Raw genomic sequence first — 17,583 nt, forward strand, 5'->3', positions numbered from 1 at the left:
CCCCCGGACCCGCTGTCCACTCTGTACCGTTCCGGACATCGATCAAGGAGACGGCGAGAGTCTGGAGCGGTGATGCGGCCCGAGGACACCCCACCGACCGGAGACCGGGCCCTGCCGCGGGCGGGAGCCGCGGACGCGCTGCGCGTCGCGGCGTACGTCCTGCTGCCCAGCGTGGTGTGCGGCCCGGTGCTCCGACGCCGCCGGGCGATGGCGGCGGCCGAACGCCTCGGATGGGACCGGACCGGGATCGGCGCCGTCCGGCGGCTGCGGTCCCGGTACGGGGACGGCCCGCTGCTGCTGCCGTTCGGCCGCCGCGCCGCGCTGGTGCTGGCGCCCCGGGACGCGGTGGACGTGCTGGACCGGACGCCGGACCCGTTCTCCCCCGCCTCCCGGGAGAAGCGCGCGGCGCTGGCACAGTTCCAGCCGCACGGCAGCCTGATCAGCCGGGGCGCGGTGCGCGAGGACCGGCGCCGGGTCAACGAAGACGCGCTGGACAGCGGGCAGCCCCTGCACCGCGGCGCCGGCCGGCTGGTGCGGGTGGTCCGCGAGGAGGCCGGAGAGCTGCTGCCGGACGGCGGCCCGGTGGCCGAACTGGCCTGGCCGGAGCTGGAGAAGAGCTGGTGGCGCACCGTGCGGCGGGTGGTGTTCGGGGACGCGGCCCGGGACGACGACCTGCTCACGGAGCGGCTGGCGCGGCTGCGCGCCGCGGCCAACTGGTCGTACCTGATGCCGCAGCACCGGCTGCGGCGCGCGCGGTTCCTGGCACACCTGCGGGAGCGGACCGCCGGCGCCGAGCCCGGTTCGCTGGCCGCCGCGCTGCCGCCGGCCGCGCCGGGCACCGATCCGTGGGGGCAGGTCGGCCACTGGCTGTTCGCGTTCGACGCCGTGGGGATGACCCTGCCGCGCACCCTGGCGCTCCTGGCCGGCCACCCGGAGGCGCTGCGCCGGGCCACCGAGGAGGCCACCGCCGGCGACCCGGTGCGGCCCCGGGAGCTGCCCTACCTGCGCGCCTGCGTGCGGGAGACCCTCCGGCTGTGGCCCACCACCCCGCTGCTGCTGCGGGAGACCGTGACGGCCACCCACCGGGGCGCCACCACCGTCCCCGCGGGGACGACGTTCGTGCTGTACACCCCCTACCTGCACCGGTCCGGGGCGGCCGGTGCGGAACCCGACCGCTTCGTACCCGAGCGGTGGCTCGGCGGGCGGGACCTGGCCCGGCTCGGGGTGGTGCCGTTCAGCGCGGGCCCGGGCCGCTGCCCCGGTGAGGACGTGGTCCTGCTGCTGGCCGCCACCTGGCTGGCCGCGGTGCTCCCGGGCCGGATGTTCCGGGTGACCTCGCGGACGCGGCCGGGGCCGGACGGGCCGCTGCCCGCCGGGCTGGACCCCTTCGCGCTCCGCTTCTCGGTGCTGCGCCCCGGCGCGGGACCGGCGCCGGGGGGCGGCTGACCCGGCCCGGCGGAACGGACCGGTTTGCCGGTGGCGACACGAGGTACCCGTTACGCGTGTTTCTTCTGAGGCCTCCGGCCGTCTACCGGCCCCAAGGTGATTCCGAGCTGCTCGGGCGGGCGCTGCTGCGTGCCGCGCCCGCCCCGGGCGCACAGGTACTGGACGTGTGCACCGGCACCGGGGTGATAGCCATCGCCGCGGCCCGGCTGGGCGCGGCCCGGGTGCACGCGGTGGACATCTCCGCGTCCGCGGTGCTCGCCACCTCATGCAACGCGTGGCTGCGCCGGCTGCCGGTGCGGGCCGAGCGCGGCGACTTCCTCGCCCGCGCCGCCGGCCGCCGCTACGACGTGGTCACCGCGAACCCGCCGTACGTCCCGACCCCGCCGAGCGGCTGGCGGCACCGCCGCCGGTCGGCCGCCTGGGACGCCGGGGAGGACGGCCGGGCCTGCCTGGACCGGCTCTGTGCGGCGGCACCCCGGCTGCTGCGCGAGAACGGCATGATGCTGCTGGTGCACTCCGCGCTGTGCGGGACGGAGACCACGCTGCGGCGGCTGCGGGAGGCGGGACTGCGCCCCTCCGTCGTGGACCGCCAGGTCCAGCCGTTCGGTCCGGTGATGACGGAGCGTGCCCCCTGGCTGGAGGAACGGGGGCTGATCGAGCCCGGACAGCGGACCGAGGAGCTGGTGGTGATCCGTGCCGACCGGTGACCGGCCCGCCGGCCCGCGACCGCGACCGCAGCCGTCCGGCGCCGCCCCGTCCGCGCCCCCGCCGCCCGGCGGCCCGGCGGACGGCGGGCCGGGGGCCGGTGCGGCCGGGAGCGCCGTGGGCGAGGGCCGCGCGGCGGGGGCCGGCACGACAGCGGTGGACGGCGTGGAAGGGGACGGCAGGACGGGGAACAGGGGCGGCCGGGGGCGGTTACTGGCTCCGGCACGGCTCCGGGGAGTACGTCCGCCGCGGAGGGGGTGGCCGGGGACGGCGCCGGTCCGGTCCGCCCGGCGCGGCGGGTGATCCTCGACCCGGGCGGACCGGTGCTGGTCGAGGGACCGGTGGAGGTGACCCTGCCGGACGGGCGGGTGGCGCGTTCCGACCGCTTCATGGTGGCCCTGTGCGCGTGCCGGCGCAGCCGCTCGTACCCGTGGTGCGACACCAGCCACCGACGCCGCCGGGCGCCGGACTGACGGATTGATGACCGGACCGTTGAACTGAGGGACGCCCGGGTGCGGGTGGGGCAGGCCGCCGGACGGGGCCTGCCCCACCCGCACCCGGGCGTTGAGGCATCAAGGCGCCCGGTGGGGCGGGTGCGCCCCGCGCAGTGATGGAGGCAGACGCACGCCTTGAGGAGACGGAAGCGCCCCGCGCACGGAGCAGGCGGGAGCACCACGCGTACGGGGGGATACCGGCTGCCCGCCACACGGTCGTCGGGGCCGACCATCCGACCCCTACGGCCGGGACATGGCGACCGCGTAAGACGAGCGCCCGCCCAGGAGCCCGGGCGGGCGGCTCGTCGTGCGGAAGCTACGGGCGGTGGGGCCCGGCCCGCCCGCCGCACCGGGTGTCCGCCGGGGAGGACACGCCGGCGCACGCCGGCCGCGGATGACGGCGTGTGCCCCCGGTTCGGCAGCCGCGGGCGCACGCCGTCAACGGGTCGTCATCCGCCGGTCCGCGCGGACGTCATCGTCCGGACGGGGGCAGCGGCCTGCGCAGCGAGGTGACCTGGCGGTCCCAGCAGCTCCGCAGATGGTCCGCGAGCCGGTCCTCCAGCAGTTCGGTGGCCTGGATGCCCAGCACCACGTCCGCGGCGAGCGACGGTTCCCGGTCGAGCAGGTCGGCCACCACGTCGTGTCGCATCAGCTGCTCGTGCACCGCGTCGGCCTCGATGTGTTCGGTGTAGAACCGTACGCACTCCTCGGGCGCGCCCAGCCGGCGCAGCGCCTCGGCCATCCGGCGGGCGCTGGGCCCGGTGGTGATCTCGGCGGCGGCGAAGTGACCCACCAGCGCACCGCGCAGCGACCGGTGCAGGCCGAACAGCGACATCATGTTGACGACGGCGAGGGCGGGGGCCGGCACCACGTCCAGGTAGCGCAGGTACCCCGGGTCCAGTCCGGCTCCGGTGAGCAGGTCCTCGAAGAGCCGGGAGTGCATCTGCCGGGCGTGCCCGCCGCCGAACTCGTCGAACTCCACGGCCACCAGCGCCGCCTTGGCACGGCCCTGGAGCCGCGGTACCGCCCAGGCGTGCGGGTCCGCCTCCTTCAGGTGGTAGATGGAGCGGTGGACCAGGTACTCCCGCATCCAGGTCCAGTCGCCGCGGTCCCGCAGCCGGTGGGAGATGCCGTCGCCGTCGGCGGGTTCGACCAGCAGGGCCCCCAGCTCCGCCGTGACATCGGTACCGCCCTGCGTCGCCGACCGCAGCGCGCCCAGGAAGACGCCCTCGGCGCGGCGGCGCAGCGCCAGCAGCCCCGGGTCCCACTCCCACTCGTCGTCCACCCCGGCGAACGAGCGGTAGTGGAGTTCGTAGCACAGGTGGAGGGCGAGCTGGAGGTCCTCCCCGAACGGATCGTCCTCGTCGGGGCCGAGCCCGGCGGGTACCGCGGTGCCCGCCGGGGACCGCAACAGGTCGATGACGGCGGCGGAGAGCGGGCCGCGCGGCTCCGGCAGCTGGGCGCGGAGCTGGTCCGCCGGGCGGCCGGTGGCGGTGAGGGTCACCTGAGTCCTCCTCGGTCGAGTGCGTCGGGGGTGCCGTGTGCGTCGGGGGTGCCGGGGATGCCGTGTGCGTCGGAGGTGCCGACCGGGCCCGGTGCGTCGAGCGTGCCGGGGGTGCCGCGTGTGCCCGGTGCGTCGAGTGCGCCGTGACCTTCAGGGGCTGCCGCGGGACCGGTCACGCCCAGGGTCCCGGCCACGCGGTGTCCGTCGGGTCCGGGCGGCGGGTCGGGTGCGTACGGCACACCGGCCGGGCCGGCGGCGTACGGCGCACCGGGTACGGACGCCGGGCCCACCGGGCCGGCGGCGTACGGCGCGCCGGGTGTGCGAGGCGCCGTCGGGGCCGGCCCGGCCGCCCGGGGCGGGGCCACGGTCTCCTCGGCGAGGTGGCGCAGCAGGGCGGCGCGGTCGGCCGGTGGATGCCGGCGCTGCCGGGCGGCACCGTCGCCGTGCGTGGTCAGCCACCTGAGCCGGGTGTCGACCAGCTTTCGGTCGCCGGTGGCCTCCAGCGCCGGCCGGACGTGCGCCAGCAGCGCGGCGACCAGCTCGGTGGCGGGCACCCGCCGCTCGCGGAAGGGATCCACCCCGCTGCCGTGCAGGCCGTGGCGGGCCGCGGACCAGACCGCCGCGGCGGCGACCTGGTCGGAGACCCGCGGTGCCGGCCGGCCCCGGTCCACCGCCTCCACGGCGGTGCGGACCAGGGCGCGGGCGAGGGCGGCCTGGAGCACCGCCTCGTCGCAGGTGGCCGCCGCGTCGGCCACCCGGAACTCCAGGGTGGGGAACCGGGCCGAGGGGCGCACCAGCCAGAAGCTCATCCGCTCGTCCACCAGGGCCCCGCAGTCCACCAGCCGGGCCACCTCCCGGTCGTACGCCGCGGCGGAGTCGAAGACCGGCGGCACCCCGGAGCCGGGGAACCGCGACTGCTGCACCATCCGCCAGCTGGCGTAGCCGGTGTCCTCGCCGTCGTGGTGCGGCGAGTTGGCGGAGAGCGCCAGCAGGGTGGGCAGCCAGGGCCGCAGGTGCGCGGTCACCGCGACGGCCGTCTCCCGGTCGCGGACCCCCACGTGCACGTGGCAGCCGGAGGCGTGGTAGTCGGGGACCACCCCGGCGTACAGCTCGGCGATCCGCCGGAAGCGGTCGCCGCGGGACAGCGTCGCCCGCCCGGGGGGCGCCGGCGGGGTGCCGGAGGAGATGAGCAGGGCACCGCGGCGATGGGCGGCGGCGGCCAGCCGGCGCCTGGCGAGGTGGAGTCGCCCGGCCAGGCCGGTGAGCGACCGGCACACCGCGGAGGCCGCCTCGACCTGGCACGCCAGCAGCTCGCGCTGGAGCTCCGCACCGCCGTACCGGGCCGGCGGCACCCCGCGCAGGTCGGCCAGCACCTGGTCCGCCTCCGGCAGCGGGCGTCCGCTGTCCGGGTCCACCAGGAAGAACTCCTCCTCCACGCCCACCGTGGGTCCGGGCCAGGTCTCGTCGGCCGCCGTCATCGCATCCTTCCCCTCGCCTGTTCGCCCTGCCGTGCGCGCGGCCCCGCGGGCAGCGGTGGGCGAGGGCCGCGGGCGGCCCGCGCCGCGCCGCGCGTCGGGCGGGGCCGGAACGTTCCGGGTTCCCCGCCCGGGCCACGCCAATCCCCCGCACCGCCCGCGGCGCCGTACCGGCCGCCGCCGGCGCCCGTCTCCAGGCACCCGCCGCGACCGTGCCGGGCCCGCCCCGGGGCGGGGGGCGGCGGGCGGACCGGACGGGTGACGTTTGGACCGGTCCTGGGCGAGAACCCGTGACACAAGGGATATGTCCGGCGTAGCTGGTGGGAGGCATGATGAAAGCGGTGACCTGGCACGGCAAGCGGGACGTACGGGTGGACACGGTGCCGGACCCGCAGATCACCGAACCGACGGACGCGATCGTGCGGATCACCTCCAGTGGCCTGTGCGGTTCCGACCTGCACCTGTACGAGGTGCTCGGCCCCTTCCTGGAGGAGGGGGACATCCTCGGTCACGAACCCATGGGGGTGGTGGAGGAGGTGGGTTCGGAGGTCACCGCGGTGCGGCCGGGCGACCGGGTGGTGATCCCGTTCAACGTGTCCTGCGGCACCTGCCACATGTGCCGGACGGGGCTGCACTCGCAGTGCGAGACCACCCAGGTGCGCCGGTACAACAGCGGCGCCTCGCTGTTCGGGTACACCAAGCTCTACGGCCAGGTGCCCGGCGGTCAGGCGGAGTACCTGCGGGTGCCGTTCGCCAACACCCTCCCGGTAAAGGTGCCGTCCGGTCCCCCGGACTCCCGCTTCGTCTTCCTCTCCGACGTCCTGCCCACCGCCTGGCAGGCGGTGGAGTACGCGGCCGTGCCGCCGGAGGGCAGCGTCTGCGTGCTGGGCCTGGGGCCGATCGGCGACATGGCCACCCGGATCGCGAAGTTCCGGGGCGCGGGCCTGGTCATCGGCGTGGACCTGGTGCCCGAACGGCTGGAGCGGGCGCGGGCGCTGGGCATCACCGCGCTGGACCTGCGCGAGCACGGGGACGACCTGGCCGAGGTGATCCGGGACATGACCGACGGGCGCGGCCCGGACTCGGTGATCGACGCGGTCGGGATGGAGGCCCACGGGGCACCGGCCGCCCGGCTCGCCCAGAACGCCACCGGGCTGCTGCCGTCCGCGCTGGCGGAGAAGCTGATGCGGCGTGCGGGGGTGGACCGGCTGGCGGCCCTGTACACGGCCATCGACGTGGTGCGCCGGGGCGGGACCATCTCCATCAGCGGTGTCTACGGCGGGATGACCGACCCGCTGCCGATGCTCACCCTGTTCGACAAGCAGATCCAGCTGCGCATGGGGCAGGCGAACGTCCACCGGTGGGTGGACGACATCCTGCCGCTGCTGACCGACGGTGACCCGCTGGGCGCCGAGGGGTTCGCCACCCACGAGGTGCCGCTGACCGACGCCCCCTGGGCCTACCGGACCTTCCAGAACAAGTCCGACGGCATGGTCAAGCTCCTGTTCAAGCCCTGACCCCCTCGACCCCGCGTGCGTCCGCGGACGGCCCGGCGCGCCCGGGCCGTCCGGCCACCCACCGGGTACCGGTACCGGTCGTCCGGGACCGGTCCTGCCCGCGACCCCCTGACCATCCCGACCGTGCGAAGCGTCATCCGAGGAGAGACATGAGCGATCAGCGACCGTCCGATCCCACCGAGCGGTACCCGCGGCCCACCTTCCCGCAGCAGGACCAGGAGCACCCCGGCGACACCGAGCGCATGGAGCCCCGCCCCGACCACGGTGAGTCGTCCTACCGCGGCAGCGGTCGCCTGGAAGGACGGCACACGGTGATCACCGGTGGCGACTCGGGGATCGGCCGCGCGGTGGCCCTGGCGTTCGCGCGGGAGGGCGCCGATGTGCTCTTCGCGTACCTGCCGGAGGAGGAGAAGGAGGCCGAGGAGACGGTACGGCTGGTCACCGAGGCGGGCCGGCGCGCGGTCCCGGTCGCCTGCGACATCCGCGAGGAGGCCGCCTGCCGCGAGCTGATCGACCGCGCGGTCGACGAGTTCGGCCGTATCGACGTCCTGGTCAACAACGCGGCGTACCAGATGTCGCAGCCCGACGGCATCGAGAAGATCAGCACCGAGCAGTTCGACCGGGTGGTGCGGACCAATCTGTACGGCATGTTCTGGCTGTCGAAGATGGCGGTCCCGCACATCCCGGCCGGCGGCAGCATCATCAACACCACCTCGGTGCAGGCGTACAAGCCCAGTCCGCACCTGCTGGACTACGCCACCACCAAGGGCGGCATCGTCACCTTCACCCAGGGGCTGGCGGCGACCCTGGTGGACCGGGGCATCCGGGTGAACGCGGTGGCGCCGGGCCCGGTGTGGACGCCGCTGATCCCGGCCACCATGCCGGACACCGAGGAGTTCGGGGCGCAGGCCCCGCTGGGGCGGGCCGCGCAGCCGGCCGAACTGGCCCCCGCGTACGTCTTCCTCGCCTCCGACGAGGCGAGCTACATCACCGCGGAGATCGTCAACGCCACCGGCGGCACCCCGCTGCCGTGAGGCGTCCTCTCCGCGCCGTTCGACGACCGACCGCCGGCCGCCCACCGGCCGGCACCCGGCCCGCCCCGCCGGCGGGCCCGATCTGGAGGTGATGCACCGTGCCGGGACGCGAGGAGCTCCCGTCCACCCTGGAACGTTCGGACGACGCCGCGCAGCGCACCTGGATCAAGGCGCACGACTCGGCCGTGGAGCAGTACGGCGAGGGAGAACGCGCCCACCGGGTGGCGTTCAGCGCCCTGAAGCACACCCACGAGAAGGTCGGCGACCACTGGGAGCGCAAGGAGAAGGGGCGCAAGGGCCCCTCCGATCCGCTCGCCGCGCGGCCCCGGCGGACCGGCGGCCGCAGCGGCGAGGGGGTGGACGAGAACGCCTCCAAGGAACACCTGTACGACATCGCCAGGCGGCTGGACATCCCGGGCCGGTCCCGGATGGGCAAGTCCGAGCTGCTGTCCGCGATCCGCAAGGAGAACCGCTCCCGGACCCGGGAAGCGCGGGAGGAGCAGGCATGAACGACCGGCGATCCGACGAGCTGCCGCTCGCCGACTACGACCGGCTCGCCGCGGGCGACCTGGGGCACCGCATCCGGTCGCTGGGCACGGAGGAGCTGGAGACCCTGCTGCGGTACGAGCGCGAGCACGCGCGCCGGGCCGGGGCGCTGCAGGTGCTGACCGCGCGGCTGGAGCAGCTCAAGCGGGGCGCCACGCCGTCGCCGGGCGGGGAGTCCGCGACGACGCCCCCGGGGGACTCCGGGGCGTCGGGCGGATCCCCGGTGTCCCCGCAGACGGCGGCGGAGCCGGTGCACCCGCCGCCGCACGGCACCCCGGCGCAGCCGGCGAAGCCCAAGGGCGACGCCATGGGCTGACGGCCGGACAGGCCTGGCGGGGCCTGACGCCTTCGACGGCCCCGACGGGCCTGTGGTCCCGTGGTCCCCGGTGGTCGGCTGGTCCCCGGTGGTCGGAACACGTGTCGTGTGCCGACCACCGGGGACCTTGTTCGTCCGCCCGGCCGCTTGTGGCCCTTCCGCCTCCGCCCTGGGCCGTTTCGGCGGGAGGCCGGGGTGTCGAGGCCGGGGTGTCAGGGCTGAGCCCGTCGGCAGGGGCGGGCCGCGCCGGCTCCTGCGCTCCACGCCGTTCCGCTGCGCTCGGCCTTCGGCACCGTTCGGCCGTTCGGCTTCGCTCGGCCGTTGCCGGCCGTTCGACGTTCGGCATCGGCGTCGGCATCGGCGTCGGCGTCGGCATTGGACGTTGGGCGTTGGGCGTCCCGGCCGCAGGCGCGCCGCCCGGCACCCGGTTCCGCGCCCGACCACCCGTCACCCGACGCCCCGGGTCCCCGTGCCGCACGGCGTGCGGCACGGGGCCCCGGGGCGGTCGTCAGGGGCGGCGCCAGCTGTCGTCGGTGAGGTGGGAACCGGCCATCGGCCCCATCCGCAGCATGCCGCCGTCCACCGCCCAGGAGGCGCCGGTGACGTAACCGGAGCGCTCCCCCGCCAGGAAGGCGATGACCGCGGCCACCTCGCGGGCGTCGCCGGGCCGCCCCAGCGGGACGCCGGGCCGGTGGCGGCCGGTCACCTCCACGTCCTCCTGGCCGGTCATCGGGGTGGCGATCTCGCCGGGCGCCACGGCGTTGACCAGGATGCCGTGTTCGGCCAGTTCCAGCGCCATCACCTGGGTGAGCAGCCCGAGGCCGCCCTTGGCCGCGCAGTACGGGGCGGCGCCGACCCGCGGCTGGTGCTCGTGGACGCTGGTGACGTTGACGATCCGGCCCCCGCCGCCCTGGGCGATCATGCGGCGGGCGGCGTTCCGGCCGCACAGGAACGGGCCGAGCAGGTCGATGTCGAGGACCTCGCGGAAGGTGGCGAGGTCGAGTTCGACGAACGGGGTGGCGGTTCCGGTGCCGGCGTTGTTGACCAGTACCCCGATCCCGCCGAGCCGGTCCGCCAGCCGGTCGACGGCCTCGGTGGCCTCCGGCAGCCGGGTCAGGTCCATGTGCTCGGTCTCGGCCCGGCGGCCGGCGGCCCGGACCTCGGCGGCCGTCTCCTCGGCGCCTTCGCGGTCGGTGTTCCAGGTGATTCCGACGTCCATGCCGTCCCGGGCCAGGGCCACCGCGGTGGCCCGGCCGATGCCGGAGTCGGCGCCGGTCACCACGGCAACGGCCGGCCGGGTACCGGTGGTGGTCATCTGCTGCCTCCTGGGGTGAGTGTCGTACGGGGCCTGCGCACGGTGGTGGGGCCGGCCGGGCCGGGGCCGGGCCGGTGGCGGCGGCGACCGCGGCGAGCACCTCGGGCACGCCGATCCGCAGCAGCCGCGGGTCCGGCCGGGTGCCGTGCGCGTCACCCGGCCGCGGGGCCGTGCTGTCGGGGTGCCACAGCACGCGGTGCCGGTGCAGCGGCGGCGGGCCCCACAGCCGGGGGGCCACCGGGCCGAACAGCACCACCGAGGGGGTGCCCAGCGCGGTGGCCAGGTGGGCCGGGCCGGTGTCCCCGACGACCACCACGCGGGCCTGCGCGAGCACCGCGGCCAGGTCGGGGAAGGGCACGTCGCCGGTGCCGCCGAGCACCGCGGCGGGGGGCAGCCCGGCGCCGGCGGCCACCGCCCGGGCCAGCGGTGCCTCCCCGGCCCCGGCGGTGATCACCACGCGGTGTCCGGCCTCCCGCCAGCGCCCGGGCCACCGCTGCGAACCGCCGGGCCGGCCAGCGGCGGGCGGCGGCGTCCGCGCCGGGGTGGACCACCACCGCGCCGGGGGCCGGCGAGGGCGGGCGGGCGGCGGGATGCGCAGGTCGCCGGGGTCGGCGGGGATGCCGTACCAGCGCAGCAGCCGGCACCACCGGCCGCGCTCGTGCTCGTCCTCGCGCCACACCGGGCCGGGCACCGCCTCGCCGGGCCGGGCGTACGCCAGCAGCCGGGCGGGGCGCAGCGCGGCGAGCAGCCGGTGGCTGGGCGGGCCGTTGCCGTGCAGGTCGACCGCGAGATCGGGGGGCGGACCGGTCCACTCCAGGCGGTCCGGGACGGCTCGGTCCGCGGCGGTGGTGGGGAGCAGGGTGTGGACGGTTCCGGTGGCGGCCACCGCCTCGGCGAGCCGGCCGGGGGCCGCCAGCACCAGTTCGTGGCCGGGGTGGGCGCGGCGCAGGGCGCGCAGCGCGGGCACCGCGGTGAGCAGGTCGCCCAGTCCCAGGGCGCGCAGCACCAGCAGCCGGGGCCGGGCGCCGGGCGCGGTGCGGGCTCCGCGGTCGGGCGCGGCGCCGGCCCCGGCGGCGGGGCGCGGGGAGCGGTTCATGCGCGCCCCGGGCGGGCGGTGGGCGCCAGGGCGGCGCGGCGGGCGAGTTCGGTGGTGGACCGGCCGTCGAGGTAGGGCAGGACCAGCGCCTGGCCCTGCCACTCGCGCACCACGGCCGCCTCGGGGAGTTCGTCGAGGGTGTAGTCGCCGCCCTTGACCCACACGTCGGGGCGCAGGGTGCGCAGCAGTCGTTCGGGGGTGTCCTCGTCGAAGACGGCGACCGCGTCGACACAGCCCAGACCGGCGAGCACCGAGACCCGGTCGGCGACCGGGGTGAGGGGTCTGCCGGGGCCCTTGAGGCGGCGGACCGAGGCGTCGGAGTTGACGCAGACGATGAGGCAGTCGCCGACCCGGCGGGCGTTCTGCAGCAGGCCGACGTGGCCGGCGTGGAGCAGGTCGAAGCAGCCGCCGGTGGCCACCACGGTGCCGCCGCGGGCGCGGACCCGGGCGGCGAGGGCGTGGGCGTCCGCCGCCGGGGGCGCCGGCGGGCCGGCCGGGTGCGGCGGTTCGGCGGGCTCCCACAGGCGGGGCGCGGCGGCGCCGCCGTCGGCGACGAACCGCGCCGCGTCGGTCACGGCCCGCTGGACGGCCTCCTCGGGGAGGGCGCCGTCGGCGAGCGCGCGGGCGGCGGTGGCGGCGAACCGGTCGCCGGCGCCGCAGGGGTCGCCGTGCGCGGTGAGCGGTGCCGGGACGTACATCGGGTTGTCCTCGCCGGGCCGGGCGAGGATCGCGCCGCGTTCACCGAGGGTGACGGTGACGGCGGCGCAGCCCCAGGCCTCGGCGAGCCGGGCGCCGCGCCGGCCGTGGTCGCGGAGCGCGTCGCCGCCCTCGGCCGCCGTGGCGCCCGGGGACGCGGCCGCGGTCAGGGTCCGGGCCTCGGCGGCGTTGGGGGTGGCGAGCCGGGCGCCGGCCACCGGGATGTCGCCGCGCGGGTGCGGGTCCCACACCAGCGGCACCCGGCGGGCGGCCTCGGCGAGCAGTTCGCGGGCGGCGCCGGCGGTGCCGCGTCCGTAGTCGGCGACGAGCACGGCGCGCGCCTCGCGCAGCACGGCGCGCACCTGGCCGCCGGGGGCGCCGGGGGTGCCGTGGCCGCGGTCCACCCGGACCAGCGGGCGGCCGTCGGCCATGACCCGCGTCTTGACCGGCAGGCTCCCGCTGTACGGGAGTTCGACGAGGTGGACCCGGGGGCCCAGGGCGGCGCGCACCCGGTCGGCCGCCGGGCTCTCGCCGAGTCCGGTGACCAGCACCACCTCGTGGCCGGTGTCGGCGGCGAGCCAGGCCGCCAGGCCCGCGCCGCCGGGCCGGCTGCGGTCGGAGCGGACGTCGACGACCGGGGCCGGGGCGTCCGGGGCGAGGCGGGAGGCGGTGCCGTCGATGTCCTGGTCCAGGAGGGTGTCGCCGAGGACCACCAGGGGTGGCTGCCGGGTCATGAGACACCTCCGGAGCCCAGCGGCCGGCCGGCGCGCAGCGCGCGGCGGCGGGCGCGGCCGGTGCCGACGGCGGCGGGCGGGCGGGCCCGGTGGGTGTGCCCGGCCGCGGCGTCGAAGGCCTCGCACAGGATGTGCAGCGCCACCAGGTGGGTCTCCTGGACGGCGGCGCTGCTGGGCGCCTCGACGGCGAGGGTCTCGTCGCTGCGGGCGGCCAGCGGGTTGGGGCGCGGCCCGGTCATCGCCCACACCCGCAGCCCGGCCGAGCGGCCCTGCTCGGCGGCGCCGATCAGGTTGGGGCTGCGGCCGGAGGTGGACATCAGCACCAGCACGTCGCCGGGCCGGCCGTGGGCGGCGACCTGGCGGGCGAACAGTTCCTCGAAGCCGTAGTCGTTGCCGATGGCGGTGACGGTGGAGGTCTCGGCGTGCAGGGCGATGGCGGAGTAGGCGGGGCGTTCGTCGCGGTAGCGGCCGACGAGTTCGGCGGTCAGGTGCTGGGCCTGGGCGGCGCTGCCGCCGTTGCCGGCGGCGAGCAGGCGCCCGCCGAAGGGCAGCACCGCGGCGAGGTGGTGTCCCCAGGAGACGACCCGGTCCAGGTCGCGGGTGCACAGGCCGGCCAGGGCCTCCTGGAGGACTCGGCAGTGCTCGTGTGCTGCGCGCGTCGCATCGGTCATGGCTGTCCGGGGCCGTGCCGCGTGCCGCGGATGCGGCGGGCGGCGCCGGGTCCCCGTACCTCCTTCACACGTGTCGGTGCGGTCAGGCACGGCGGGAGGCCGCGGGGGTCAGGGGCCGGGTGTCGCGGCGGCGGAGCCGCATGTCGCGGTAGATGTGGTCGGTGGCGGCGGCGACGCGGTCCCAGCGGAAGCGGCTGAGGACCCGGCGGCGGCCGGCGGCGCCGCAGGCGGCGCGGCGGGCCGGGGAGGCGAGCAGGCCGGCGGTGGCCTCGGCGAGGGCGACCGGGTCGCCGGGGCGTACCAGCCGGCCGGTCGCCGGGTCGTCCACGGTGTCCCGGTGGCCGCCGACGGCGCTGGCCACCACGGGGGTGCCGCAGGCCATCGCCTCCAGCGGCACGATGCCGAACGGTTCGTAGTCGGCGGGGCAGAGCACCACGTCGGCGGTGCGCAGCAGGGCCGGGACGCGGGAGCGGGGCAGGCCGCCGGTGAAGTGGACCCGGTCGGCGACGCCCAGGTCGGCGGCGAGGGCGCGCAGCCGCCGGACCTCGGGGTCGGCGTCGTGCAGCGGCGCCGGCGGGCCGCCGGCGACGACGAGTTCGGCGTCGGGGATGAGGGCGAGGGCGGCGATGGACAGGGCGGCGCCCTTGCGGGGCACCAGCCGGCCGATCTGGACGAGCAGGTGCCGGTCGGTGCGGCGGGGGACGCCGGGGCCGCGGGGCGAGAAGCGGTACGGGTCCACGCCGCACGGGACGACGTCGATCCACCGTTCGTCCAGTCCCATGGCGAGGAGTTCGGAGACCTCGTCGCGGCAGGTGGCGATGGTGCGGTCGCAGCCGGCGCCGACCTCGGTCTCCCAGGCGACGCGTTCGGCGGGGCTGGTGTCGGCGTCCCGCTGGTGGCGTCTTTTGACCGTGCCGAGCGCGTGGTAGGTGTGCGCGAAGGGCAGGTCGAGCCGGCGGGCGGCGTGCAGGGTGGCGACCCCGGACATCCAGAAGTGGGAGTGGACCACGTCGGGCGGCTCGGCGCGCCAGCGGCGTTCCAGGTACTGCCCGAAGCGGGCCATGTGGGGCAGGAGTTCGTCCTTGGGCAGGGGCTCGGGAGGGCCGGCGGGTACGTGGATCACCTCCACCCCGGGGCGCAGCGGCACGCGTTCGGGGAGGTCGGGGGCGTCCCGGCGGGTGTGGACCACCACGTGGTGGCCGCGGTCGGCGAGGGCGCCGGCGAGGGCGGCCACGTGGACGTTCTGGCCGCCGGCGTCCCGGCCGCCGAGGGTGGCGAGCGGGCTGGCGTGTTCGGAGACCAGCGCGATGTGCAGGGCGGCGGGCGGCAGTTGCGGGTCGTGGCCGCCGCGGGCGCGGTGGCGGGCCGGGGTGCGCCGGCCGCCGGTGCGGTGGATGCGCGGCATCAGCGGGTCACCTCCTCGATCAGCCGCTCCCAGTCGTGCAGGAAGCGTTTGAGTCCGTACCGGTCCAGTGCGGCGCGGCGGGCGCGGGCGCCGTCCTCGGCCGCGGCCCGGGGTTCGCGCAGGTAGTGGCGGGCGGCGTCGGCGAGGGCCTCGGGGCGGGTGGAGAGCACCCCGGTGCCCGGCGGTACGGCCTCGACGGCCTCGGTGGTGGCGAGGGCGACCACCGGCATGCCCAGGTGCATGGCCTCGATGAGGGACAGGCCCAGCGAGGTCCAGCGCACCGGGTGCAGGTACAGGCGGCGCCGGGCCATGGCGGTGTGCAGGTCCGCCTGCGGCAGGTCGGCGGCGCGGCAGCGGTCGGGCGGCAGGCCCAGGGTGGCGGCCAGGTTCTCGGTGCGCATGCCGAACACGTCGAGCGGGGCGGCGGCGGCGAGGCCGGGGAGCAGGTCGGTGCCGGTGTACCGGCCGCGCCGCAGCGGCTCGTTGACCACGACGGCGGCGCGGGGCAGTTCCCCGGTGTAGCGGTGGCCGGGGTCGACCACGCCGTGTTCGACGACGGTGGTGGGGGCGCGGCCGTTGTCCCAGAAGAGCCGGTTGAAGTGGGTGACGTGGACGAGCGGGATGTCGTCTCGGTCGGCCATCGGGTGGCGGGTGCCGGGCACCTCCCCGTCCGGGGCGTTGTGTTCGAGGTAGACGGCGGGCAGGTCGCGGCCGGGGCGGCGGCCGCCGAGCCAGCGGGTGGCGAGCGCCGGTTCCTCCGGGCGTTGCAGGACGACGAGGTCGATGTCGGCGGTGCGCAGCTGTTCCGGGGTGAGTTCGCGGACCGAGGCGGGCCAGGCGAAGGTGCGGGCGCGGCCGCGGCCGTCGAGGCCGCGGTCGGGCAGGACGGGGACCAGATAGGTGTGCGGACCCTGGACGAACGCCGTGGTCCAGGAACCGTGGACATGCCACAGCAGGATGTTCACGCGGTCACCTCCGGGAACGGGGGGCGGCCGGCGGCGGGGGCCGCCGCGCCGGTGAGCAGCGATGCGACGGCGTGGAGCACCTCCTCGTCGGTGACGGAGTCCAGGCAGGGGTGGCCGGGGACCGGGCAGTCGCGGGCCCGGGTGCCGGCGCAGGGGGCGTGCGGCCGTCCCAGCAGGACGTGCGGCACGCCGTGGGGCGCCCAGCGTTCGGCGGGGACGACGGGGGCGAAGAGGGAGACCACCGGGGTGCCGACGGCGGCGGCCAGGTGGGCCGGGCCGGTGTTGCCGACGATCACGGCGCGGGCGCCGGCCAGGACGCCGGCGAGTTCGGTCAGGCCGGTGCGGCCGCCGAGGTCCAGGGCGCGGTCCCCGGCGACGGCGGCGGTCAGTTCCTTCTCGGCGGGGCCGCCGGTGACGATGACCCGGTGTCCGGCGCGGTCCAGGGCCGCGACCGCGCGGGCGGCCCGGTCCGGGGTCCAGCTGCGGGCGCCGACGGCCGCCCCGGGGTGGACCACGAGGTACGGTTCGGTGCCGGTGAGCGGGGTGGTGTCGGGGGGCGGGAGGGTGCGCAGCCGGCCGTCGTCGCCGGGCGGCAGGGCGAATCCGGCGGCCTCGGCCAGGTCCAGGCCGGCGCGGGCCTCGTGGGCGTGCGGGTCGCGGGTGTGCCGCAGGTCCAGCAGCGACCCGGGGTAGTGCTCGCTGTCGGCGCCGACCCAGGGCACGCCGGCCCACTTCAGCAGCAGCGCGGCGGGCAGCGGGCTCTGGTGGTAGGAGGCCAGGACCAGGGCCCGGTCGAACCGCCGCCGGGCGAGGGCGTCCAGCAGCGCGCGCAGGTCCCGCGGGGTGACCGGCGCCGGGTCCAGGCCGACCCAGGCGGCGTCGTGGACCAGGACCTCGTCCACGCCGGGCAGCATCCAGCCGGCCTCCTCGCCGTGCGGGCCGCACAGCAGCGCCAGGTGGGACGAGCCGGCCGCGGCGGCGCGTACCGCAGGGCCGGCGAGGAGGACGTCGCCGGCGCTGTCCAGCCGTACCACCAGGGTGCGGGGCCCGCGGGCGGTCATGCCGGGCCTCCGGTGCGGGGGGCCGACAGGTGGCGCGCGGTCAGGATGTCGCGGACCGCGGCCGGCAGGTCGGGGGGCGGTGTGCGGGGCGGCGGCCACCTCCTCGGGGAGGGTCACCGGGGGTGGGGACGAGGATGCCCAGGGCGCCGGCCGCGCGGGCGGCGTCGAGGTCGGAGCCGATGTCGCCGATGACGACGGTCCGGCGCGGGGTCACGCCCAGCCGCCGGCAGGCGGCGTGCACCAGGCCGGGGGGCAGGTTTGCGGCAGCGGCAGCCGTCACCGGGGCCGTGCGGGCAGACGGCCCAGACGTCGAACGGGCCGAGCAGGTCCTCCACCCGGTGCCGGACGGCGTCCACCTGCCGGTAGCTCAGCAGCCCGCGGGCGACGCCGGACTGGTTGCTGACCACGCCGAGCCGGACGCCGCGCCGCCGCAGCCGGTCCAGGGCCGCCCGGGCGCCGGGCATCGGCCGCACCCGCCGCGGGTCCCCGTTGTACGGCACGTCCTGGACCAGGGTTCCGTCCCGGTCGAACAGCACCGCGGCGGGGAGCCGGCGGCGGGCCGCGGAACGGCCGGCGGGGCGCGGAGCGGGGGCGACGGGACCG

The 17,583-nt window shown here is 77.5% G+C and carries 16 protein-coding genes and 2 pseudogenes; 7 read left to right on the top strand and 11 right to left on the bottom strand.

All coding sequences use genetic code 11. The annotated features are described in order from the left end of the window. Positions 1-72: 72 nt before the first annotated feature. From IHE55_RS01165 to IHE55_RS01175, 3 genes are all read left to right on the top strand, one after another. Entirely contained in the window at positions 73-1,446 is a 1,374-nt protein-coding gene (locus IHE55_RS01165; RefSeq protein WP_197987298.1) for a cytochrome P450, read from the top strand. Between the two features lie 56 nt (positions 1,447-1,502). Continuing rightward, on the top strand, positions 1,503-2,153 hold the full coding sequence (locus IHE55_RS01170; protein WP_197987299.1) for a HemK2/MTQ2 family protein methyltransferase: 651 nt from the start codon (positions 1,503-1,505) through the stop codon (positions 2,151-2,153). A 255-nt stretch (positions 2,154-2,408) separates the two neighbouring features. Next, a complete protein-coding gene (locus IHE55_RS01175; protein ID WP_197987300.1) occupies positions 2,409-2,624 on the top strand; it encodes a CDGSH iron-sulfur domain-containing protein in 216 nt (71 codons plus the stop codon). 493 nt (positions 2,625-3,117) lie between these two features. Here the strand turns inward: IHE55_RS01175 and IHE55_RS01180 are convergent, their stop codons facing one another. Both IHE55_RS01180 and IHE55_RS01185 read right to left on the bottom strand, forming a co-directional pair. After that, positions 3,118-4,149 carry an iron-containing redox enzyme family protein gene (locus tag IHE55_RS01180; RefSeq protein ID WP_197987301.1) on the bottom strand — a complete coding sequence of 344 codons (1,032 nt, stop codon included), beginning with the start codon at positions 4,147-4,149 and terminating at the stop codon, positions 3,118-3,120. After that, positions 4,146-5,627 carry a carboxylate-amine ligase gene (locus tag IHE55_RS01185; protein ID WP_197987302.1) on the bottom strand — a complete coding sequence of 494 codons (1,482 nt, stop codon included), beginning with the start codon at positions 5,625-5,627 and terminating at the stop codon, positions 4,146-4,148. Before IHE55_RS01185 ends, IHE55_RS01180 begins: the two co-directional genes overlap by 4 nt. 329 nt (positions 5,628-5,956) lie before the next feature. Between IHE55_RS01185 and IHE55_RS01190 the strand changes: the two genes are divergently transcribed. From IHE55_RS01190 to IHE55_RS01205, 4 genes are all read left to right on the top strand, one after another. After that, positions 5,957-7,141 carry a zinc-dependent alcohol dehydrogenase gene (locus IHE55_RS01190; protein ID WP_197991705.1) on the top strand — a complete coding sequence of 395 codons (1,185 nt, stop codon included), beginning with the start codon at positions 5,957-5,959 and terminating at the stop codon, positions 7,139-7,141. A 149-nt stretch (positions 7,142-7,290) separates the two neighbouring features. Beyond that, positions 7,291-8,175: an SDR family oxidoreductase gene (locus tag IHE55_RS01195; RefSeq protein WP_197987303.1), complete on the top strand. Its 885-nt coding sequence runs from the start codon at positions 7,291-7,293 to the stop codon at positions 8,173-8,175. A 98-nt stretch (positions 8,176-8,273) separates the two neighbouring features. Beyond that, positions 8,274-8,684: a ChaB family protein gene (locus IHE55_RS01200; RefSeq protein WP_197987304.1), complete on the top strand. Its 411-nt coding sequence runs from the start codon at positions 8,274-8,276 to the stop codon at positions 8,682-8,684. Next, positions 8,681-9,037, top strand: coding sequence for a DUF8129 domain-containing protein (locus tag IHE55_RS01205; protein ID WP_197987305.1), 357 nt, complete (start codon positions 8,681-8,683; stop codon positions 9,035-9,037). Before IHE55_RS01200 ends, IHE55_RS01205 begins: the two co-directional genes overlap by 4 nt. 508 nt (positions 9,038-9,545) lie before the next feature. Here the strand turns inward: IHE55_RS01205 and IHE55_RS01210 are convergent. The 9 genes and pseudogenes from IHE55_RS01210 to IHE55_RS32925 all read right to left on the bottom strand — a co-directional run. After that, a complete protein-coding gene (locus tag IHE55_RS01210) occupies positions 9,546-10,352 on the bottom strand; it encodes an SDR family oxidoreductase (RefSeq protein WP_197987306.1) in 807 nt (268 codons plus the stop codon). Positions 10,353-10,578: 226 nt separating this feature from the next. Next, a pseudogene (locus IHE55_RS01215) lies at positions 10,579-11,448 on the bottom strand (glycosyltransferase family 9 protein); the annotation flags it as partial. After that, the gene (rfaE2, locus tag IHE55_RS01220; protein WP_197987307.1) at positions 11,445-12,878 is read right to left on the bottom strand and encodes a D-glycero-beta-D-manno-heptose 1-phosphate adenylyltransferase; all 1,434 of its coding nucleotides are present in this window, start codon (positions 12,876-12,878) and stop codon (positions 11,445-11,447) included. The gene rfaE2 and the pseudogene IHE55_RS01215, both read right to left, overlap by 4 nt. Further along, a complete protein-coding gene (locus IHE55_RS01225; RefSeq protein ID WP_197987308.1) occupies positions 12,875-13,549 on the bottom strand; it encodes a D-sedoheptulose-7-phosphate isomerase in 675 nt (224 codons plus the stop codon). Before IHE55_RS01225 ends, rfaE2 begins: the two co-directional genes overlap by 4 nt. Positions 13,550-13,631: 82 nt before the next feature. Beyond that, entirely contained in the window at positions 13,632-14,954 is a 1,323-nt protein-coding gene (locus tag IHE55_RS01230; protein ID WP_197987309.1) for a glycosyltransferase, read from the bottom strand. Continuing rightward, positions 14,954-15,919 (bottom strand): glycosyltransferase, encoded by a 966-nt coding sequence (locus IHE55_RS01235; protein WP_197987310.1) that lies wholly within the window; start codon positions 15,917-15,919, stop codon positions 14,954-14,956. Before IHE55_RS01235 ends, IHE55_RS01230 begins: the two co-directional genes overlap by 1 nt. Beyond that, complete coding sequence (locus IHE55_RS01240) at positions 15,916-16,980, bottom strand: glycosyltransferase family 9 protein (protein WP_197987311.1); 1,065 nt, start codon at positions 16,978-16,980, stop codon at positions 15,916-15,918. Before IHE55_RS01240 ends, IHE55_RS01235 begins: the two co-directional genes overlap by 4 nt. A gap of 40 nt (positions 16,981-17,020) precedes the next feature. Beyond that, positions 17,021-17,260 (bottom strand): HAD hydrolase-like protein, encoded by a 240-nt coding sequence (locus IHE55_RS32920; protein ID WP_372442600.1) that lies wholly within the window; start codon positions 17,258-17,260, stop codon positions 17,021-17,023. A gap of 25 nt (positions 17,261-17,285) precedes the next feature. Next, positions 17,286-17,516: pseudogene (locus IHE55_RS32925) on the bottom strand (HAD-IIIA family hydrolase); the annotation flags it as partial. Positions 17,517-17,583 lie beyond the last annotated feature (67 nt).

Origin of the sequence: Streptomyces pactum, from assembly GCF_016031615.1 — a bacterium.
Classification (GTDB): domain Bacteria; phylum Actinomycetota; class Actinomycetes; order Streptomycetales; family Streptomycetaceae; genus Streptomyces; species Streptomyces pactus.

Excerpts from the sequence above, each read along its gene's own strand:
- IHE55_RS01165 (WP_197987298.1), top strand. The coding sequence starts at position 73 with ATGCGGCCCGAGGACACCCCACCGACCGGAGACCGGGCCCTGCCGCGG.
- IHE55_RS01185 (WP_197987302.1), bottom strand. The coding sequence starts at position 5,627 with ATGACGGCGGCCGACGAGACCTGGCCCGGACCCACGGTGGGCGTGGAG.
- IHE55_RS01190 (WP_197991705.1), top strand. The coding sequence starts at position 5,957 with ATGAAAGCGGTGACCTGGCACGGCAAGCGGGACGTACGGGTGGACACG.
- IHE55_RS01195 (WP_197987303.1), top strand. The coding sequence starts at position 7,291 with ATGAGCGATCAGCGACCGTCCGATCCCACCGAGCGGTACCCGCGGCCC.
- IHE55_RS01205 (WP_197987305.1), top strand. The coding sequence starts at position 8,681 with ATGAACGACCGGCGATCCGACGAGCTGCCGCTCGCCGACTACGACCGG.
- IHE55_RS01210 (WP_197987306.1), bottom strand. The coding sequence starts at position 10,352 with ATGACCACCACCGGTACCCGGCCGGCCGTTGCCGTGGTGACCGGCGCC.
- rfaE2 (WP_197987307.1), bottom strand. The coding sequence starts at position 12,878 with ATGACCCGGCAGCCACCCCTGGTGGTCCTCGGCGACACCCTCCTGGAC.
- IHE55_RS01225 (WP_197987308.1), bottom strand. The coding sequence starts at position 13,549 with ATGACCGATGCGACGCGCGCAGCACACGAGCACTGCCGAGTCCTCCAG.
- IHE55_RS01230 (WP_197987309.1), bottom strand. The coding sequence starts at position 14,954 with ATGCCGCGCATCCACCGCACCGGCGGCCGGCGCACCCCGGCCCGCCAC.
- IHE55_RS01240 (WP_197987311.1), bottom strand. The coding sequence starts at position 16,980 with ATGACCGCCCGCGGGCCCCGCACCCTGGTGGTACGGCTGGACAGCGCC.